Genomic DNA, 16,703 nt, shown 5'->3' on the forward strand with positions numbered 1-16,703 from the left:
TCTGGAAGGACCGCCGTGGAGCTCGCCTCGTACGCCGACCTCGCCGTTCGGCTGGTCAACACCGAGGAGCCCGAGCGCGGCACCGACACGCTGACCTCCGTGGACGCGGTGCGCGCCCTGTTCTCCGACTCCGCGCGGGCCGCCGCGCTCGCCGACGAGTCCGACCTGCCCCGGCTGCGGGCCGTGCGGACCAGGCTGCGCGGGGTCTTCGAGGCCGCCGCCGAGGGGGACGAGGTCCGGGGCGTCGACCTGCTGAACAGCCTGCTGATGGAGTTCCCCGTCAGCCCGCTGGTCTCCGGGCACGACTACCTGGACGCCGCCGGGCGGCCGCGCTGGCACCTGCACCTGGCCGACAACTCGGCCACCGCCACCGCGCACTTCAGCGCCGTCGCCTGCATGGGCCTGGCCGTCCACCTGACCGAGCTGGGCGCCGACCGGCTCGGCATCTGCCAGGCCGCGCCCTGCCGCAACGCCTACCTGGACACCTCGACCAACCGCTCCCGCCGCTACTGCTCGGACCGCTGCGCGACCCGGGCCAACGTGGCCGCCTACCGGGCCCGCAAGCGCCAGGAGGCGGAGGCCGCGCTGGGCGGCGGGGCCGGGGCGTAGCGGCTAGACCTCCTCGACCCAGGCGCCGAGGCGGCGGGCCAGGCCCGGCATCCGGGCCAGCCGGGGGGTGAGCAGCAGCCGCTCCAGCCGGCGGCCCGGCGCCAGCCAGGCCGGGCGCGGACGCAGCCGCAGCAGCACCCGGCCGAGCACCAGCTCGTCCGGGACCGCGCCGAAGCTGCGGCTGTCGCTGTCCACCGGGCGGTTGTCGGAGAGCATCCACCAGCCGCCGGCCCGGCGTTCGGCGGCCCGCTTCACCACCAGCAGGTCCTGCTGGAAGGGGTGACGGAAGAGCACCACCGCGCCCCGCCGGATCGGCGCGCCGTAGCGGACCAGCAGCTGGTCGCCCTCGCGCAGGGTCGGGACCATCGACCGGCCCGCCACGTCGACCAGCCCGAACGGCAGCGTGCCGCCCCGGCCCGCTTGTTCCGCGCCCCCGGGTTCCGTGCTCCGCGCCACGACTCCTCCTCCGCACCGGTCCGCACCCAGTCTGCCGTACGGGCCGTCACCTGTTCGATGTCCGGATTCGGCCGGTTCACGGTCCGTCTTTCGCCCTAGGCCCACCGCCCGATCGCGAAACCGTGGGGGTGGAAGGGTAATCTCGGGCGCGGGAAGACGATCTAAGGAAGGACTCCCATGTTCTCTCGTCTGTTTGCACCGCGTGCCACCGCTCACGCCCACTGCGACCTGCCCTGCGGCGTCTACGACCCCGCGCAGGCCAAGCTGGAGGCCGAGTCGGTCAAGGCCACCCAGGAGAAGTACCAGGCCAACGAGGACCCGCACTTCCGCGCCCGCGCCATCATCATCAAGGAGCAGCGCGCCGAGGCCGTCAAGCACCACATCTCGGTGCTGTGGAGCGACTACTTCAAGGCCCCGCACTTCGAGAAGTACCCGCAGCTGCACCAGCTGATCAACGACACCCTGAAGGCCGCCTCGGCCGCCAAGGCGTCCACCGACCCGGCCACCGGCCAGGCCCTGCTGGACCTGATCGCCGAGGTCGACAAGATCTTCTGGGAGACCAAGCAGGCCTGAGCCTGACGCGTCGCCACCCGACCGCCCCCGTCCGCACCGCCGGACGGGGGCGGTCGTGCGTTCACGTCCGGTCGCGTCCGCCCCGACCACGGTAAGGGTTGCCAGGCCTGAGTGCCTGTTATGCTGCCAGGGCGTCCGAGGGGGAAGTCCGGTGGGAATCCGGCGCTGACCCGCAACGGTGAGCGGGGCCCGTACCAGCCGTACGGTCCCGTCAGCCCGATCGCCCTCGGCCGCCTGAATCCCGACGACTCGCCGCGGACTGCGAGGGGAACGGCGCCCCGGCACGCCCGCGGCCGGCGCCCGCCCCGGCGCACCCCGGCCCGAGGCAAGGCGCGACCCGCAGTGAACGACCCGCTTGTTCGCCGAACACCCACGCTCCCGCTGGCCGTCGGCCTCGCCGCCGCCCTGCTGCTCTCGCTGGTCTGCGGGGTCGCCTTCGGCTCCTCCGGGATCGGGCTCCCCCGCGTCCTGCGGCTGCTCGGCGCCGGGCTGACGGGCGGTCGGCTGGAGGCCGAGGAGGCGGCCGCGTACGCCATCGTCTGGGAGATCCGGCTGCCGCGCACCGTGCTGGCCGCCGTGGTCGGCGCCGGGCTGGCCGCCTGCGGCGTCGCCGTCCAGGCGCTGGTGCGCAACGCGCTCGCCGACCCGTTCGTGCTCGGCATCTCCTCCGGCGCGGCCGTCGGCGCCAACGCCGTCCTGCTGTTCGGCGCCTTCGCCTCGCTCGGCGTGTGGGCGGTCTCCGTCTCCGCCTTCGGCTCGGCGCTGGCCGCCATGGCCCTGGTCTACCTCGCCGCCCGCACCGCGTTCGGGCTCACCCCGCTGCGCCTGGTGCTCACCGGCACCGCCCTGTCCTACGGCTTCTCCGCCGCCACCACCCTGATGGTCTTCGCCGCCGACCGCGGCGAGGCCGCCCGGGACGCCATGATGTGGCTGCTCGGCAGCCTCGGCGGCGCCACCTGGGGCTCGGTGCCGATCGCCGCCCTCACCGTACTGGCCGGTCTCGCCCATCTGGCGTGCGCCGCCGGGCGGTTGGACGCGCTCGCGATGGGCGACGAGACCTCCGCCTCGCTCGGCGTGGACCCGGACCGGCTGCGCCGCGAGCTGTTCGTGGTGACCGCCGCCGTCACCGGCACGGTGGTCGCGGTCAGCGGGGCGATCGGCTTCGTCGGGCTGCTGGTGCCGCACCTGGCCCGGATGCTGGTCGGCGCCGGGCACCGCCGGGTGCTGCTGGTCGCGCCGCTCGCCGGGGCGCTGCTGCTGGTCTGGGTTGACATCGCCTCCCGCACCCTGCTGGCACCCGCCGAACTGCCCGTCGGGGTGTTCACCGCCGTGCTCGGCGTGCCCGTCTTCCTGCTGATGATGCGCCGCCGCGGCCAGGCCTTCGGAGCCGGACGATGACCGGGCCGGTCCCCGCGGACGACCCGACCCGCCCGACGCCGGCCCAGGAGCTCGCCGTCGACGCCGTCTCGGTGCAGCTGGCCGGCGCCCGGCTGGTCCACGAGGTGAGCCTGCGGGCCGCCGCCGGCCGGGTGGTCGGGCTGATCGGGCCGAACGGCAGCGGCAAGTCGACCCTGCTGCGCTGCGTCTACCGGGTGCTGCGGCCGGCCGGCGGCACCGTCCGGCTGGACGGCGACGACCTGCACGCCCTCACCGCCCGCGAGACGGCCCGGCGGGTGGCCGCACTGACCCAGGAGCACTCCGCCGAGTTCGACTTCACGGTGGCCGAGGTGGTCGCCATGGGCCGGCTGCCGCACCGGCGCGGGTTCGGCGCCCCCACCGACCGGGACCGGGAGCGCTGCGCCGAGGCCCTGCGCAAGGTCCGGGCCGGCCACCTCGCCGACCGGGGCTTCCTGAGCCTGTCCGGGGGCGAGAAGCAGCGGGTGCTGTTCGCCCGTGCCCTCGTCCAGGAGCCGCGCCTGCTGGTGCTCGACGAACCCACCAACCACCTCGACATCGCCCACCAGTTGGAGGTGCTGGCGCTGGCCCGCGAGGCCGGCCCGACGGTGCTCACTGCGCTGCACGACCTCAACCTGGCGGCCGGCCACTGCGACCTGCTGTACGTGCTGCGGGCCGGCCGGCTCGTCGCCTCGGGCCCGCCCGCGGAGGTGCTGCAACCCGCCCTGCTGGCCGAGGTGTTCGGCGTCCGCGCCACCCCGGTCCGGCACCCGGGGACCGGCGCCCTCCAGCTGCTGTTCGACCGCCTCACCTGACCCCGGAAGGAACCCACGTGCGCACCAAGGCCGTTGCCACCGCCGCCCTGCTCACCCTCGGACTGACCGCCTGCGGCGCCGAGATCGCCCCGAAGGAGGCCGCCGCCGGCTCCGCCCACTACCCGGTGACCGTGCGGAACTGCGGCGAGCAGCTGACCTTCCCGCAGAAGCCCGCCCGGGTGGTCACCAACGACGTCAACATCACCGAGCTGATGCTCTCCCTCGGCCTCGCCGACCGGATGGCCGGGTACGTCATGCCCGACGACAAGGGCAAGATCGACCGGGTGCCCTGGAAGGACGGCTACCAGCAGACGGCCTGGCTCTCCAAGCAGCGGCTCACCAAGGAGATCGCGCTGGACGCCAAGGCCGACCTGGTCTTCGCCGGCTGGCACTACGGCTTCGACGAGGGCAGCGGCGTCACCCCGCAGGCGTTCCGGGCGCTCGGCATCGACTCGTACGTGCTGAGCGAGTCCTGCCGCAGCGGCAAGGGCACCGAGCGCGGTGTGATGGACCCGCTGGAGGCGCTCTACACCGACCTCGCCAACCTCGGCGAGATCTTCGACGTCCGGGACCGCGCCGACCGGCTGATCGCCGACTCCAGGGCCCGGATCGCCGCCGTCCCGCAGCCCGAGCAGCGCCCGTCCGTCTTCCTGTACGACAGCGGGCAGGACAAGCCGTACACCGCCGGGAAGTTCGCCGCCGCGAACCAGATCATCGCCAAGGCCGGCGGGACCAACATCATGGGCGAGCTGGCCGACACCTGGGTGACGGCCGGCTGGGAGAGCGTGGTGCAGAGCGACCCCGAGGTGATCGTGATCAACGACTACGCGACCCCGGGCGCCGAGGAGAAGCGGAAGTTCCTCAGGTCCTTCCCGCCGCTGGCGAACGTCTCCGCGATCAGGAACGACCGGATCTTCGTCCTGGACTACGTCGACCTGGTGGAGAGCCCGCGCAACCCCGCCGCGATCGGCGCCCTGGCCGACTACCTGCGCACCGTCCCGGCCCGCTGACCGGCCCGGATCGGGCTCGGACAGGCCCCGGACAGGCCCCTCCTCCGGTCGGCGGCGCCGGGCGTACGCTCAAGGTACGAGCCGACGGAACCCGACCGGAGGAGCGAATCATGACCACCATGGCGGCCCCCGTCGCCTTCGACACCCGCGCGCTGCGCGAGGGCATCGAGCGCTGCGACGCCGAGGTCCTGCTGGCGCTCTACGCGGAGGACGCGGAACTGCGCGTGGTCGACCGCAAGACCCAGCCCAGCCACCCCCTGGTGATGCACGGGCTGGAGGAGATCGGCGCCATGCTCGACGACGTCTACGGCCGCGAGATGACCCACAAGCTGGAACAGGTGGTCGTCCAGGGCGAGCACGTGGCCTTCCTGGAGTCCTGTCGCTACCCGGACGGCGTCCGGGTGCTGACGGCCTCGATGGCCGACCTGCGGGACGGGCGGATCGTCGACCAGACTTCCGTCCAGGCCTGGGACGAGCCCGGGCCCGAGCAGTAGGCTCGCAGGCATGATCCGCACCGCCGTCGCCACCGACGTCCCCGTCATCCACGCCATGATCCGCGAGCTCGCGGAGTACGAGCGGGCCCCGCACGAGGCGGTGGCCACGGAGGAGCAGCTGCACGAGGCGCTGTTCGGCGCCGCCCCGGCGGTGTTCGGCCTGATCGCCGAGGACGACGCCACCGGCGAGCCGGTCGGCTTCGCGGTCTGGTTCCTCAACTTCTCGACCTGGCGCGGCTCCCACGGGGTCTACCTGGAGGACCTGTACGTCCGCCCGGAGGCGCGCGGCGGCGGCCACGGCAAGGCCCTGCTGCTGGAGCTCGCCCGGATCGCCGTCGAGCGCGGCTACTCCCGGGTGGAGTGGTCGGTCCTGGACTGGAACCAGCCCTCGATCGACTTCTACAAGTCCCTCGGTGCGGTGCCGATGGACGAGTGGACCGTCTACCGTCTCACCGGCGACGCGCTCACCGCCGCCGGCAGCTGAACCGACCGCCGGTGGCGACGCGACCACGTGGGCGACCCGACCGCCGGTGGCAATCCGACCGGCGGGCCGGAACGGACCGACGGAGTCCGCAAAAGGGTCTGCCACCCTGCGTCGCAATGCCTTACCATGAGTAACCCCGAACCGGGGGCAGCAAGAGCGGTAACCAGCGGGGTACCAAGCAAGCACAGCGCGCCACCCAGGAGGCAAGGGTGTCCCAGATCGACGGCGATCTCGGTGTTCAGGATTTCGTGGAGGTCCGGCTCCCTGCAGCGGGGGCCTACCTCTCCGTCCTGCGAACAGCGACGGCCGGGTTGGCGGCCCGGTTGGACTTCACCCTCGACGAGATCGAGGACCTGCGGATCGCGGTCGACGAGGCCTGCGCCATCCTGCTCCAGCAGGCGGTTCCGGGCTCCGTACTGTCCTGCGAATTCCGGCTGGTGGGCGACTCCTTGAAGGTCACCGTCGCCGCCCCGACCACCGACGGCAAGGCTCCCGAACGGGACACCTTCGCCTGGACGGTGCTCTCCGCGCTGGCGGGGGAGGTCGACTCCTCGGTCGGCGACGACAAGACCGTGTCGATCAGCCTGCACAAGAAGCGCGGTGGGTCCGCCGCCCACTAGGGCGCCGCACCCCACCGCACGGACCGCGCAGCACCGAGCAGCACCCGCGCAAGGGCCGTCCGCCGCTCCCCGTCCGGGGCCCGGCGGACGGCTCCCGGTACCGCCCCGCGCGGTACGACCAACGAGACGATTCCGGGGCCACCGGCCCCGGTGCTCCCGGAACGGAACGGGGGAATGGCCGTGAGTGATCTGGACCGTACCGGCCTCGCGACGGCGGGACCTGCCGTACCGACCCAGGCGAGCGTTCCCGGCCTCGCCGCCAACGACGAAGCGCACCCGAAGGACGCCCACCGGATGAGCCACCCGACCGAGCCGACGTCCGAGCCGACGCCCGACTCCGCGCCCCCGCCGGAGCCGGCGAACGAGGCGGCCGGGCCCGGCGACACGGAACCGCACGGCGCCGTGCCCGCCCAGGTCTCGCACCGCACCGGCGCCCCGGACCGGGAGGCCGCCCGCGCGCTGTTCGTCCGGCTGTCCGCGCTGCCCGAGGGCTCCCCGGAGCGGGTCGAGCTGCGCAACCAGCTGGTGCGGATGCACATCCCGCTGGTCGAGCACCTGGCCCGGCGCTTCCGCAACCGGGGCGAGCCGCTGGACGACCTGACCCAGGTCGCCACCATCGGCCTGATCAAGTCGGTGGACCGCTTCGACCACGAGCGCGGGGTCGAGTTCTCCACCTACGCGACGCCGACCATCGTCGGGGAGATCAAGCGGCACTTCCGCGACAAGGGCTGGGCGGTGCGCGTGCCGCGCCGGCTGCAGGAGCTGCGGCTGTCACTCACCACGGCGACCAGCGAGCTCTCCCAGCGGCACGGCCGCTCCCCCACGGTGCACGAGCTGGCCGAGCACCTGGGGATCTCCGAGGAGGACGTCCTGGAGGGCCTGGAGTCCGCCAACGCGTACTCCACGCTGTCCCTGGACGTGCCGGACAGCGACGACGAGTCGCCGGCCGTCGCGGACACCCTGGGCGCCACCGACGAGGCGCTGGAGGGCGTCGAGTACCGCGAGTCGCTCAAGCCGCTGCTGGCCCAACTGCCGCCCCGGGAGCAGAAGATCCTGGTGCTGCGGTTCTTCCGCAACATGACCCAGTCGCAGATCGCCGCCGAGGTGGGGATCTCCCAGATGCACGTGTCCCGGCTGCTCGCCCGGACCTTGGCCCAGCTGCGGGAGAAGCTCCTGGTGGAGGAGTGAGCGAGGAGTGAGCACTGACGGCCGCTCAGCTTCCCGCTGGGCGGCCGTTCCGTGTGCTCGGTCCGTTCGGTGTGCTCAGTCCCCGGCGGGCGCGTACAGGGCCGCCGTCGACCTCGGGTTCAGCAGGGCGCCGATGCCCACCAGCCCGAGCACGCCGACCAGCACGCCGACGGCGATCATCGGGCCGCCGTTCTCGACCATGTAGTACGCGACCGGCAGGCAGATCGAGTTGGTCAGCACCGCCGGGCTGCGGCCCCAGCGCCGCTCCTTCAGCAGGGCACGGGCGGCCAGCACCGGCAGCACGCCGAGCAGCACGATGACCAGGCCGCCGAACTCGTTCAGAGCCAGCTGCTTGGACTGGCCGGACAGCGCGGCCACCATGTCCCAGACGCCGACGACGGCCAGCGCGGCGCCCTCCAGGGCGGTGATGGCGGCGCCCAGGGTCAGGGACGCCGGACGGCCGGAGCCGGCCGCGGGTACGGGTGCGGAGGTTTCTGCGGTCACTCCAGCAGGGTAGCCGCCGGTTGGTCCGTACCGCCCCGTAGGCTTTCCCCATGCGCGCTCTCCTGGTCGTGAACCACAAGGCCACCACCACCAGTGGCCGGACCAGGGACGTCCTGATCCACGCCCTGCGCAGCGACCTCAAGCTGGACGTCGCCGAGACGCAGTACCGGGGCCACGCGCGCGACCTGGCCCGCCAGGCGGCGGAGGACGGCACGGTCGACCTGGTGGTGGCACTGGGCGGCGACGGCACCGTCAACGAGGTGGTGAACGGGCTGCTGGCGCACGGCCCGGGCGAGAAGGTCCCGCGACTGGCCGTGGTGCCGGGCGGTTCGACCAATGTGTTCGCCCGCGCGCTGGGCCTGCCCAACGACCCGGTGGAGGCCACCGGCGCCCTGCTGGACGCACTGGACCACGGCCGGGAGCGCCCGATCGGGCTGGGCAAGGCGATGACCGACGGGCTACCGGACCGCTGGTTCACCTTCACCGCCGGCCTGGGCTTCGACGCCGGAGTGGTGGGCCGGGTCGAGGCGCAGCGCCGGGCCGGGCGCAAGTCCACCCACGCCCTCTACGTCCAGCAGGCGGTCCGGCACTACCTCACCCAGCGTGAGCAGCGCCGCTCCGGCCCGGTCTCCCTTGAGCTGCCGGGCCACGGGGCCGTTCCGGGGCTGGTCCTGTCGATAGTCAGCAACACCTCGCCGTGGACGTTCCTCGGCAACCGTCCGGTCTACCCCTCACCGCTCGCCTCCTTCGACACGGACCTCGATGTCTTCGGCATCACCCGGATGACGGCGTTCGGTACGGCTCGAACGATCCGTCAGATCCTGCGGTCGCACACGCCTTCGGGCGATGGCGCCCCGCCCGCCGGGCCCTCCGGGAAGCACGTCGTCTCCTATCACGACGTCAGACACTTCACCTTGGTTTCAGAGGAACCCACCCCGTTCCAGGTGGACGGGGACCACCTTGGAGACAGGAGTCGCGTCAGTTTCACAGGCGTACGGCGGGCACTGCGTGTGATTGTGTGACCGGAAGTGGGGTTCGCCCTTCTTCTCGAACGCACAAGCCCCCTTCACTCCATAGAAGTACTGGCTGTGAGCTAGGCGACACCGAAGAATCAAAAATTCCTCCCCGAAGGGGGTTGTATCCGAGCCCGAGGTTTGCGAACCTCTACATGGCGATCGGGACACATCGCAGCGACGGCGACTCCGGAACCACAGGAGCACCGACCGCGGGGTGTCCCTCGAATCGCCGAATCCCCCCTAGCACAGACCACCCGGGCCCGGTAGGCCTTTGGTCTCTTTTGCTGTTGCGGGATTCGTGAAAGCGTTCACATTCACAAGCCATCGATTGTGCCGCCGGGCCACCCCCGTCGGCAGGAGGAGTTGGACGACCATGGACTGGCGCCACCGCGCTGTCTGCCGCGAAGAGGACCCGGAGCTGTTCTTCCCGATCGGGAACACCGGTCCTGCTCTGCTGCAGATCGAGGAAGCCAAGGCCGTGTGCCGCCGTTGTCCGGTCATGGAGCAGTGCCTCCAGTGGGCTCTGGAGACCGGCCAGGACGCCGGCGTCTGGGGCGGCATGAGCGAGGACGAGCGTCGCGCGATGAAGCGCCGTGCCGCCCGCAACCGCGCCCGCACCGCCTGAGCACGCTGATCACACGGCGTAGCACCAGTAGTGAACCAGCAGTGATCGCAGTACCGATCGACACATGATCAAAGGCTTCCCTGCATCTCCTGGTGAAGCCTTCCGCACAAAGGACCTTGCCCAGGCAGGTCCCGCGACACCGGACCCGTCCAGCCACTTGATACTGTTCACTTAGAGCAATATCGTGGAGCTGTGGCGCTCACCGTGTGCAACGCACCGGCGAGGTGTCGCACCACCCAGAGCCCCCGTTCCGGCCGACTCCCCCCGACGGCCGGAACGGGTTGAGAGGCCCTGTCGACCCACCCCCCCCGGTCGACAGGGCCTCGTTTCTGTTTCTGCACCCTCCCCGCACCCCTGGGCGCGCGAGCGCGCGCAGTGCGGACCCGGCGCGTCGGCCGGGTGCGCGCCCCCACCGCGCGCCGGAACGCAACGAATTCTCAGCGGAATCTCATCGGGCTCGGCCGGCCGGACCCGGCGGCCCCCGGACTCAGCGGACCGGGATCTCCAGAACGACCTTCGTGCCGCCGTTCGGGCCGGCCACCATGTCGAAGGTGCCGCCCAGCTCACCGGTGGCCAGCGTCCGGACGATCTGGAGTCCGAGGTTCCCCGCCGTCTGCGGGTCGAACCCCTCCGGCATGCCGCGGCCGTCGTCCTGCACCGTGATCAGCAGGTACTCCTCCGGCTTGGCGCCGCCGTTCCAGCTGTCCGACCAGCCCATGCCGGTCGCCGGGGCCCGGCCGCGCAGCGCGCTGACCTCAAGGTTCCCGGAGGCGGTCGGGCCGAAGGCGTGCTCCAGCGCGTTCTGCAGCAGCTCGGTCAGCACCATCGACAGCGGGGTGGCCACCTCGGCGGACAGGATGCCGAAGCTGCCGCTGCGGCGGGTCGCCACCCGGCCGTCCTGGGACAGCTCCATCACCATCGCCAGCACCCGGTCGGCGATCTCGTCGAAGGCCACCTGCTCGTCCAGCGCCTGGGAGAGCGTCTCGTGCACGATGGCGATCGAGCCGACCCGGCGCACCGCCTCGTCCAGCGCGGCCCGCCCGGACTCCGACTCCATCCGGCGGGACTGCAGCCGCAGCAGGGCCGCGACGGTCTGCAGGTTGTTCTTCACCCGGTGGTGGATCTCCCGGATGGTCGCGTCCTTGGTCATCAGCTCGCGGTCGCGGCGGCGCAGCTCGGTGACGTCGCGGCAGAGCACCAGCGAACCGGTCAGGGTGCCCTTGGGCTTGAGCGGGATCGCCCGCAGGGTCACCACTCCCCCCTGCGCCTCCACCTCGGTCTGCCGCGGCGCCCAGCCGCTGGCCAGCTTCACCAGCGCCTCGTGGACGGCGGCCCGGGAGGGCGGGGCGAGGTCGGCGGTGGCGCGGCCGAGGTGGCTGCCGACCAGGTCGGAGGTGAAGCCGAGGCGGTGGTAGGCGGAGAGGGCGTTGGGGCTGGCGTAGGTGACGATGCCGTCCGCGTCCACCCGGATCAGGCCGTCGCCGACCCGGGGGGCGGCGTCCATGTCGATCTGCTCGTGCCCGGGGAAGGGGAAGCTGCCGGCGGCGATCATCTGGGCCAGGTCGGAGGCGCTCTGCAGGTAGGTGAGCTCCAGCCGGCTGGGGGTGCGGACGGTCAGCAGGTTGGTGTTGCGGGCGATCACCCCGAGCACCTTGCCCTCGCGGCGGACCGGGATCGACTCGACCCGGACCGGGACCTCCTCGCGCCACTCCGGGTCGCCCTCGCGCACGATCCGACCCTCGTCGAAGGCGGCGTCCAGCAGCGGGCGGCGGCCGCGCGGGACGAGGTGGCCGACCATGTCGTCCTGGTAGGAGGTGGGCCCGGTGTTGGGCCGCATCTGCGCCACCGAGACGTAGCGGATGCCGTCCCAGGTGGGGATCCACAGCACCAGGTCGGCGAAGGAGAGGTCGGAGAGCAGCTGCCACTCCGAGACCAGCATGTGGAGCCATTCCACGTCGGCCCCGGTGAGGGTGGTGTGGCGGCGGACGAGTTCGTTCAGCGAGGGCACATGGCGAGAGTAGCGCCGCCGGTCCGGGCGGGGCGCGGCGGACCGGTGGGCGGACCGGGCGTGCAGGGCTCGCGACGCGGAGGAGTTGTTTAGACCAATGTGCCGAGCGGCCTGGACAACCCAGATTGGTCTAGTCCACAATGAAAGAGCACCAAGGAGAGGCCCCCGCGCAACTGCCCTGACCGCGCGCGGCCTTTCCTCGGTCGGACGCCGACGAGCGAGGACCCCGCACAGTCCTCGATCGACTCCGGCGCCCGACGACAGCTCCGGGCTGCGGTGCCGCATGGGTTGAGGGTCCCGTGTCGGCGCCGTGGCCCGTAGTGCTTTCCGGCCCCGGTCCGGTGGCCCCCGAACCATGTTCCGCCGCTCAGCGGACCGGCCCCGTCCACAGGCTGTGGACGGGGCCGGTCCGAATCCCGGTCGGCTGTCACGGGCGACTCCCGCCCCGAGCGCCCCGGAGGCGTGCGGGCGACTAACGTGTCTCGGTCACCTTGGCCAGGGCGCGCGGGGCGTCCGGGTCCTGGCCGCGGGCGATGGTGACCTCGTACGCCAGCAGCTGCAGCGGCAGGATCTCCAGGATCGGCTGCACCTCCTCGGGTACGCCCTCCGGGAGCGCGAAGCCCGCCGAGGCGGCGTCCACCTGCGCCTGCTGGCCGACCACCACCAGGTCCGCGCCGCGCCCGCGCAGTCGGTCCAGCACGGGCTGCAGGGCCTCGCCGCCCTTGCCGTCCGGGACGATCGCGATCACCGGCGAGACGTTGTCCACCATCGCCAGCGGGCCGTGCAGCAGGTCCGCGCCGGAGAACGGGCTGGCCGGGATGTAGGTGGTCTCCATCAGCTTCAGCGCGGCCTCCCGGGCGGTCGGGTAGCCGTAGCCGCGCGAGGTGATGACCAGGCGCTGGGCGAAGCGGTAGCGCTCGGCCAGCGCCTTCACCTCGGCCTGCCGGGCCAGTACGCCGGCGGCCAGGCCCGGCAGCCCCTTGGCGGCCGAGCCGTCCCCACCGCGCAGGCCCTCGACCAGCAGGTAGAGCGCCAGCAGCTCGGCGGTGTAGGTCTTGGTGGCGGGCAGCGCCTTCTCCGGGCCGGCCAGCACGTCGATGTGGAACTCGGAGACCTCGGCCAGCGGCGAGTCGGCGTTGTTGGTGACCGCGAGGGTGATGGCGCCGGCCTCGCGGGCGGCCTTGGTGGAGGCCACCAGGTCCGGCGAGCCGCCGGACTGGCTGACGGTGATCACCAGGACGTCGGTGAGGTCCGGCTTGGCCCCGTACGCGGTGGTGGTGGACATCGAGGTCAGGCCGGCCGGCTTGCCGAGCAGGATCTCGACCAGGTACTTGGCGTACAGCGCGGCGTTGTCGGACGTGCCGCGCCCGGTGAGCAGGACGAAGCGCGGGTTGCGGGCGGCGATCTCGGCCGCGATGTCACGGATCTTCGGGGCACCCTCGTCGAGGATGCGCTGGAGGACGGCCGGCTGCTCGGCCATCTCCGCCGCCATGATCCGGCCGGGGACGGAAGCGGTCTGCGGGTCGGACATACGGGTCTGCCTCCGATGAGATGGGTCGACCCCGCCCGGGCGGCTGCCCGGCGGGGGATCTCCACGGCGGCGAGTCCGCACACTCGCTGCGGTTCTTCGTCCGGCAATCCTACGGTGACGCCCGCCTCCGGGCACCTGCGCCCGTCACCGCCCGCCGCGGCCTCCCGGAGGTGGCGGCGGGCGGTGACGGGCGCCGACTGGCGGGTCAGGACGCCTTGTTGATCAGCTGGTCGATCGCGGCGTCGGCCTCCTTGGTGGCCTGGTCCACCGACTTGCCCTTGAGGATCGCGGTCAGCATGTCCGGGATGATCTTCTGCTTCTCGACCGCGCCCCAGCCGGGGGCCAGCGGGGTGAACCAGGCGTCCGGGACGGCGTTGGCCGCCGCGGCGGTGGTCGGCTTGCTCTTCAGCGGGTTCAGCTGGGTGAGGTTGTTCGGCAGGATGTCCTTGTCGGCCAGCGCCTGCTCGGACTTGGTGCCGGTGAACATCCGGACCCAGTCGATCGCGAGCGCCACCGACGGGGACTTGGCGGTGACGGCGAGGTCGGAGCCGCCGATGAAGGTCGGCAGCGGCTTGCCGTCCGGGCCGGGCATGGTGGCCACCTTGACGGCGTCCTTGAGGCTCGCGTCACCGGTGACCGGCGCGGTCACGCTGGCCGCCTCGTAGCCGTTGCCGTAGAAGGACGCGGCGTGCCCGCGGGCCATCGACTCGAACTGGTTCTGCTCGTTCACCGCCAGGTCGCCCTTGTTGTACTTGCGCACCAGGTCGGCGAAGTGGCCGATGCCCTCCTGGGACTTGGGGTCGTGCAGGGTGCCGTGCCAGTTGCCGGCGCTGTCGAACTTGGCGATGCTGCCGCCGTACGCGGCCACGTAGCTCATCGCGGCGTACCAGTACGGACCGGGCAGGTAGAGCGGCGAGTAGGTCCGGTCCGCCTTGTTCCTGTCCGCGATCTTGTCCAGGGCGGCCAGCAGGTCGTTCTCGGTCTTGGGGAACTCGGCGCTGCCGGTGGCCTGTTGGAAGGCCGAGGAGTTGTAGATCGCGACCCGGGCGCCGGCGTAGTAGGGCACGCACCAGAGCTTGTCCTGGTACGTACAGGTGTTGGCGAGCGCCTTGATCCAGCTGTCGGAGTTGTCGAAGGTGGTGCGGTCCACCGGGGCGAGCGCGCCGGAGAGCACGTACTTCATGGTCTCGGTGTTGCCCAGTTCGACCACGTCGGGGGCGGTGCCGTCGGCGATCGCCTTGTCCAGCCTGCCGACCTTGTCGGCCCAACCCTGGTAGGAGAGCTTGAGGGTGACGTTCGGGTACTTCGCCGCGAACTCGTCGTTGACCCGCTGGACCAGGTCGGGCCAGTTCTTCTGGGCGTCGTCCATGAGCCAGACGGTGACGGTGCCGCGGGCCGCCTTCGGATCAGCGGCGGCGCTCTTGTCGTCGGCCGAGGGCGAGCCGGTCGAGGAGCAGGCGGTGAGGCCGACCGCCAGGGCGGTGATACCGAACGCGGACATGAGCTGACGCTTCATCACGTCATTCTCCGGGGTGCTAGAGCCAAGGGTGGTGCTGCAGGGATGGAGTGGACTTTGGCCTAGACCAAATGTGATGTCAACGGCCAACACCCCTTGTCAGCACGGCCGTTGCAGAGCCGTTGTCACCGCATGGCGATCCGTCGCCGGGCCATCACCCTGGGTGGGAATTCGGGCGGATTCCGGGTTGGTTTGATGGAGCACGGTCATTCCGGAAATCCGCCGGGCAAATTCCGGGAAATGGCGGGGAAAAGCAAACGGGCCCGTCATGCGCGTGGCGCACGACGGGCCCGGAGCCCGGTTCTCAGGCGATCGCCCCGTACTGCCCGGTCAGCACCTCCACGGCCGCCAGCCCGCAGACCCGGGCGGCGCCGTGGGTGGCGATGTGGAGCGCGCCGACCGGCTCGGACTGGGGCAGCCCCATCTCCACCACCGCGGCGTCCGGCCGGGCCGCCACCAGGCGGCTCAGCACGGCGGACATCCACGCGTACCGGTGCGCGTCCCGCACCACCAGCACCAGGCGACGGCCCTCGGCCTCCGCCACCAGCTCGCCGACCAGGGCGTCCAGCAGCTCGGGGGTCGCCTCGGCCGCCGACACCTCGCGGGTGCGGGTGCCGGGGAAGCGGTCCGCCAGCATGCCCGCCACGCCCCACGGGGTGACGTCGCCGACGGCGATGTTCGGCTCGTCCGAGAAGGAGGCCACGTACGGGCGCTCGCTCACCGGGGGCGCCACCCGGCCCGGCGCCCGAACCACCCGCAACGCCCGGCGCGCGGCCCGCAGGCCGACCGCCAGGTCCGGCTCCGGGCGCTCGCCCTGGGCCGAGATCCGGCCCCAGCTGCCCAGCGTCCGCACCCGGGCGGCAGCGTCCGCCAGCCGCTCCTCGTCCAGCCGGCCGGCCCGCACGCCCGCGACGATGGCGTCGCGCAGCATCAGCACCGTCTCCTCGTCGGCCAGCCCGCCGCCGACGCAGATCGCGTCCGCACCGGCCGCCAGGGCCAGCACGGTGCCCTCGCCCATCCCGAAGGTGTCGGCGATGGCGCCCATCTCGATCGCGTCGCTGACGATCAGGCCCTGGTAGCCGAGGCCGCCGTCGGCGGGGGCGGCGCGCAGCAGGTCGCGCAGCACGGTCGGGCTCAGGGTGGCCGGCAGCTTCGGGTCCAGCGCCGGGATCATGATGTGGGCGGTCATCACGGCCTTGGTGCCGGCCGCGATCGCCGCCTGGAACGGGATCAGGTCGCGGGCCCGCAGCACGTCCAGGTCGACGTCGATGACCGGCAGGCCGTGGTGCGAGTCCACCGCGGTGTCACCGTGGCCGGGGAAGTGCTTGGAGCAGGCGGCCACGCCGGCCGACTGCAGGCCCTCGACCCAGGCGGCGGTGTGCCGGGCGCACAGCTCGGGGTCGGCGCCGAAGGAGCGGACGCCGATGACCGGGTTGCGCGGGTTGGAGTTGACGTCCGCGGTGGGCGCCCAGTTGTAGTTGACGCCGGCCGCGGCCAGCGCCCGGCCCAGCTCGCGGGCGACGTCCCGGGTCAGCGCCGGGTCGTCGATCGCGCCGAGGGCGAGGTTCCCGGGCCAGGAGGAGCCGGAGCCCGCCTCCAGCCGGGTGACGTCGCCGCTCTCCTCGTCGATGGCGATCAGGAGGTCGGGGTTCTCGGCGCGCAGCGCCCGGGTGAGCGCGGAGAGCTGGTCGAGGTCGACCACGTTGCGGTCGAACAGCGCGACGGAGCCGAGCCCGGCGGCGAGGTGGCGCAGCACCCACGGCGGCGGCTCGGTGCCGACGAAGCCGGGCTGCAGGACGGTCAGGGCATCGCGGTGCAGCTGGTCGCTGTCCGGAACGGTGGGAACGAGGATGCTCACG

At 72.4% G+C, this 16,703-nt stretch carries 17 protein-coding genes and 1 riboswitch; of the genes, 11 read left to right on the top strand and 6 right to left on the bottom strand.

Annotated elements, in window-relative coordinates:
- The first annotated feature begins 15 nt into the window (after nt 1-15).
- Nucleotides 16-609: a CGNR zinc finger domain-containing protein gene (locus BX285_RS01370; protein WP_097236280.1), complete on the top strand. Its 594-nt coding sequence runs from the start codon at nt 16-18 to the stop codon at nt 607-609.
- A 3-nt stretch (nt 610-612) separates the two neighbouring features.
- Here the strand turns inward: BX285_RS01370 and sodX are convergent, their stop codons facing one another.
- Nucleotides 613-975: a nickel-type superoxide dismutase maturation protease gene (sodX, locus tag BX285_RS01375; protein ID WP_097240009.1), complete on the bottom strand. Its 363-nt coding sequence runs from the start codon at nt 973-975 to the stop codon at nt 613-615.
- A 267-nt stretch (nt 976-1,242) separates the two neighbouring features.
- Between sodX and sodN the strand changes: the two genes are divergently transcribed.
- From sodN to BX285_RS01415, 8 genes are all read left to right on the top strand, one after another.
- Complete coding sequence (gene sodN, locus BX285_RS01380) at nt 1,243-1,638, top strand: superoxide dismutase, Ni (protein WP_045699892.1); 396 nt, start codon at nt 1,243-1,245, stop codon at nt 1,636-1,638.
- A 90-nt stretch (nt 1,639-1,728) separates the two neighbouring features.
- Nucleotides 1,729-1,885, top strand: a riboswitch (cobalamin riboswitch).
- Nucleotides 1,886-1,980: 95 nt separating this feature from the next.
- Nucleotides 1,981-3,036, top strand: a complete 1,056-nt coding sequence (locus BX285_RS01385; RefSeq protein ID WP_259470401.1) for an iron ABC transporter permease — start codon at nt 1,981-1,983, stop codon at nt 3,034-3,036.
- Nucleotides 3,033-3,848, top strand: a complete 816-nt coding sequence (locus tag BX285_RS01390; protein WP_121174250.1) for an ABC transporter ATP-binding protein — start codon at nt 3,033-3,035, stop codon at nt 3,846-3,848. The genes BX285_RS01385 and BX285_RS01390 overlap by 4 nt, the downstream gene beginning before the upstream one ends.
- A gap of 17 nt (nt 3,849-3,865) precedes the next feature.
- A complete protein-coding gene (locus BX285_RS01395) occupies nt 3,866-4,858 on the top strand; it encodes an ABC transporter substrate-binding protein (protein ID WP_121174251.1) in 993 nt (330 codons plus the stop codon).
- A 110-nt stretch (nt 4,859-4,968) separates the two neighbouring features.
- Nucleotides 4,969-5,352 (top strand): nuclear transport factor 2 family protein, encoded by a 384-nt coding sequence (locus BX285_RS01400; RefSeq protein ID WP_097236283.1) that lies wholly within the window; start codon nt 4,969-4,971, stop codon nt 5,350-5,352.
- 10 nt (nt 5,353-5,362) lie between these two features.
- Nucleotides 5,363-5,836 (top strand): GNAT family N-acetyltransferase, encoded by a 474-nt coding sequence (locus tag BX285_RS01405; protein ID WP_097236284.1) that lies wholly within the window; start codon nt 5,363-5,365, stop codon nt 5,834-5,836.
- Between the two features lie 209 nt (nt 5,837-6,045).
- A complete protein-coding gene (locus BX285_RS01410) occupies nt 6,046-6,456 on the top strand; it encodes an anti-sigma regulatory factor (protein WP_097236285.1) in 411 nt (136 codons plus the stop codon).
- 180 nt (nt 6,457-6,636) lie between these two features.
- Nucleotides 6,637-7,644 (top strand): RNA polymerase sigma factor SigF, encoded by a 1,008-nt coding sequence (locus BX285_RS01415; RefSeq protein WP_257032421.1) that lies wholly within the window; start codon nt 6,637-6,639, stop codon nt 7,642-7,644.
- Nucleotides 7,645-7,719: 75 nt separating this feature from the next.
- Here BX285_RS01415 and BX285_RS01420 read toward each other — a convergent pair whose 3' ends face one another.
- Nucleotides 7,720-8,148 (bottom strand): hypothetical protein, encoded by a 429-nt coding sequence (locus BX285_RS01420; protein WP_097236287.1) that lies wholly within the window; start codon nt 8,146-8,148, stop codon nt 7,720-7,722.
- Between the two features lie 50 nt (nt 8,149-8,198).
- Here BX285_RS01420 and BX285_RS01425 point away from each other — a divergent pair, with 50 nt between their 5' ends.
- Entirely contained in the window at nt 8,199-9,170 is a 972-nt protein-coding gene (locus BX285_RS01425; RefSeq protein ID WP_097236288.1) for a diacylglycerol kinase family protein, read from the top strand.
- 367 nt (nt 9,171-9,537) lie between these two features.
- Complete coding sequence (locus tag BX285_RS01430; RefSeq protein ID WP_014138019.1) at nt 9,538-9,789, top strand: WhiB family transcriptional regulator; 252 nt, start codon at nt 9,538-9,540, stop codon at nt 9,787-9,789.
- A 487-nt stretch (nt 9,790-10,276) separates the two neighbouring features.
- On the opposite strand, the gene BX285_RS01435 is transcribed toward BX285_RS01430, so the two are convergent.
- From BX285_RS01435 to BX285_RS01450, 4 genes are all read right to left on the bottom strand, one after another.
- The gene (locus tag BX285_RS01435; protein WP_257032422.1) at nt 10,277-11,797 is read right to left on the bottom strand and encodes a sensor histidine kinase; all 1,521 of its coding nucleotides are present in this window, start codon (nt 11,795-11,797) and stop codon (nt 10,277-10,279) included.
- 472 nt (nt 11,798-12,269) lie between these two features.
- Nucleotides 12,270-13,328 carry an SIS domain-containing protein gene (locus tag BX285_RS01440; protein WP_121174252.1) on the bottom strand — a complete coding sequence of 353 codons (1,059 nt, stop codon included), beginning with the start codon at nt 13,326-13,328 and terminating at the stop codon, nt 12,270-12,272.
- Between the two features lie 205 nt (nt 13,329-13,533).
- Nucleotides 13,534-14,844 carry an extracellular solute-binding protein gene (locus BX285_RS01445; RefSeq protein WP_121174253.1) on the bottom strand — a complete coding sequence of 437 codons (1,311 nt, stop codon included), beginning with the start codon at nt 14,842-14,844 and terminating at the stop codon, nt 13,534-13,536.
- Between the two features lie 304 nt (nt 14,845-15,148).
- Nucleotides 15,149-16,702 carry a glycoside hydrolase family 3 protein gene (locus tag BX285_RS01450; RefSeq protein WP_097236291.1) on the bottom strand — a complete coding sequence of 518 codons (1,554 nt, stop codon included), beginning with the start codon at nt 16,700-16,702 and terminating at the stop codon, nt 15,149-15,151.
- Between the last annotated feature and the right edge of the window lies 1 nt (nt 16,703).

It is taken from the genome of Streptomyces sp. 1114.5 (assembly GCF_003635085.1).
Lineage (GTDB): Bacteria > Actinomycetota > Actinomycetes > Streptomycetales > Streptomycetaceae > Kitasatospora.